Source organism: Polynucleobacter sp. 35-46-11, from assembly GCF_002281105.1.
Genome location: NZ_NCFJ01000431.1, coordinates 1 through 2,155, shown reverse-complemented (window position 1 = coordinate 2,155; position 2,155 = coordinate 1). Strand labels below are relative to the sequence as shown.

2 protein-coding genes are annotated in these 2,155 nt (G+C 46.7%); one reads left to right on the top strand and one right to left on the bottom strand.

The genetic code is table 11. The features are described from left to right. Positions 1-86 precede the first annotated feature (86 nt). The gene (gene alr, locus B7Y67_RS15960) at positions 87-1,187 is read left to right on the top strand and encodes an alanine racemase (protein WP_293599475.1); all 1,101 of its coding nucleotides are present in this window, start codon (positions 87-89) and stop codon (positions 1,185-1,187) included. 34 nt (positions 1,188-1,221) lie between these two features. Here alr and B7Y67_RS15955 read toward each other — a convergent pair whose 3' ends face one another. Further along, on the bottom strand, positions 1,222-2,094 hold the full coding sequence (locus B7Y67_RS15955; protein WP_293599474.1) for an outer membrane protein assembly factor BamD: 873 nt from the start codon (positions 2,092-2,094) through the stop codon (positions 1,222-1,224). Positions 2,095-2,155: the final 61 nt, after the last annotated feature.

The following is a 2,155-nucleotide window of genomic DNA, read 5'->3' as shown; positions in this document are numbered from 1 at the left end:
ACTACGGTTCATTCGTACAATCTAGTCATTAATGTAATTAAAACATGAAAGGAGGGGTGGATATGTGCTCATCAGCTAGTCGGTTGATAAATAGACCAATTTTGGCAACTATACACACTGAGGCCTTTCATCATAATTTAAGTCGGATTCGAGAGCTCGCCCCTGAGTCAAAGATCTGGTCGGTAGTAAAGGCTAAAGCCTATGGCCATACTTTAGAGGCCGCATTTAAAGGGCTGGAATCGACCGATGGTTTTGCCTTGCTGGATATTGCAGATGCACAATGGCTGAGGGAGCGTGGCTGGGAAGGGCGCATTCTCTTGCTAGAGGGTATTTTTAATCAGCAGGAGCTGGATTTAGTGGCCGAGCTTCAATGTGACTTGGTAGTTCACAGTGAGAAGCAGGTCATCTGGCTTGAGGCCTTTAAGAATCATTCGGGCCACCCAATCAGCGTATTTTTAAAGCTCAATTCTGGGATGAACCGCCTTGGTTTTAGGCCTGATCAGTACCGCACCTCTTTTCATCGTCTGCATGCTGTTGGATGCCATATGCATCACATGACCCATTTTGCCAATGCCGATCAGGTAGATCATGCGCCATCGGTTGGTGCGCAAATGGAGTGTTTCGAGCAAACTATTGAGGGTCTGGAAGCGCCCACCTCTCTGGCTAATTCAGCTGGAATTTTATGGCACCGCAATGCACTGGGTGATTGGGTTCGACCTGGAATCATGTTGTACGGTGTTTCTCCAACCGGTGTTCATGCAGACATTATTCGAACGGAACTCCAGGCGGTCATGCAGCTGCGGAGTGAAATCATCGATATTCAGGAATTAAAAAAGGGTGATCACGTAGGCTATGGTGGTCGCTATCAAGCTCCAGAGGATATGCGTATTGGTGTGATTGCCTGCGGCTATGCTGATGGTTATCCACGTCATGCGGAAGATGGCACGCCAGTTTGGGTTGATGGCGCTGATCCACAGGGTGATGGTGTGATTTGTCCAATCGTTGGTCGAGTTTCTATGGACATGTTGACGATTGACTTGCGTGAAGCACCTAATGCCAAGATTGGTAGCGTTGTAGAGCTATGGGGTAATGAAGTCCCGGTAGATGATGTAGCTCAGATGAGTGGAACTATTGGCTACGAGCTTATTTGCGCATTGGCGCAGAGGGTGCCGGTAGTCATCAAGTAATACAGTGCTACTTGATGAAACCCACTTTCGTTTTTTACTTATTCCAGATTTGCCACCAACGACGTTCTTTTTGCACGCGTTGGCCAGTAATCATCATTTGGCTGTCTGGGAAATTGAGCTTAAATACACGCAGAGAATCATTACTCAGATCAGTCATGCCCAATTTCTCGTAAGACTTGGTAAGTAGATAGAGCGCTTCTTCAACGGCTGGCGCACGATCGTAATCACGAATCACAAGCTGTGCTCGATTGGCTGACGCTAGATATGCACCACGCTGATAGTAATAACGAGCCACGATCACATCTGCTTCGGCTAGTGAGTTCACGATGTAGCGCATGCGATCTAAAGAGTCAGGCGCATATTTACTGTCAGGGAAACGCTCAACCACCACTTTGAAAGACTCAAATGCTTCTTTGGCTGCTTTTGGATCGCGCTCACTCAAGTCTTGCCCGGTAAATTTACCGAGCCAACCTAAATCATCATTAAAGCTAATCAAGCCTTTAAGGTAGTAGCCGTAGTCTAAGTTAGGGCTACCTTGATGCAGCTTGATGAAACGATCAATCGCAACTAGAGCCTGAGCTTGTTCTTGGCCTTTCCAATAGCAATAGGCTGCATTGATTTGTGCTTGCTGAGAATAGGGGCCAAATGGGAAGCGGCCCTCTAGTTTTTCAAAATACTTGCCGCACTTTGCATAATCAGCATCTTTCAACTTATCCGTTGCTTCGGAATACAGTTTTGTTTCGGACCAAATATCTGCATCATCTTTTTGTCCATCGCTACCAGCGCACCCACCAAGAACTAGGCAAGCTGTGCTTGCCCCAACAAATAGTGAAATAAGGGATTTTCTGGAAGATGCCCTAATAGTGGCAGCAAGCCTTAAACTGGCGTCTGTAATAACGTCCGACATAACTAAAAGGCTCTTTAAGCGTGGCATTGCCGCATACTCCCGATTCGAATCCCATTGATTA